1 protein-coding gene is annotated in these 267 nt (G+C 62.9%); it reads right to left on the bottom strand.

The features are described from left to right. The coding region (locus Q5Y75_RS28440) for a hypothetical protein (protein WP_306203667.1) at window positions 1-267 on the bottom strand (267 nt) is incomplete at both ends.

Genomic DNA, 267 nt, shown 5'->3' with positions numbered 1-267 from the left:
CGAAAAGAAATCGTCCAGCGCGCTGATGCCGGAAAGCCCCAGAAGCTCTTCCATCACCTGCGCGACCTGCCGTTCACCGGCGCTGCCCGGCGCGACGAACGCTGCGCGCGCGACCTCGCCTTCATCCTGCGGCAAGGCCGCCCGATCCAGCTTGCCCGAGGCCGTCAGCGGCAGATGCGTCACTCCGACAAAACTCGACGGAACCATGTAATCCGGCACCAAAGCACCAAGCGAAGATACAAGCCCACCCACAAATACATGGTCCAG

Origin of the sequence: Ruegeria discodermiae (assembly GCF_030758345.1) — a bacterium.
In the GTDB taxonomy this organism is placed as follows: domain Bacteria; phylum Pseudomonadota; class Alphaproteobacteria; order Rhodobacterales; family Rhodobacteraceae; genus Ruegeria_C.
Note: the sequence above shows the minus strand (reverse complement) of the source record. Positions and strands in the feature narration are given on the sequence as shown.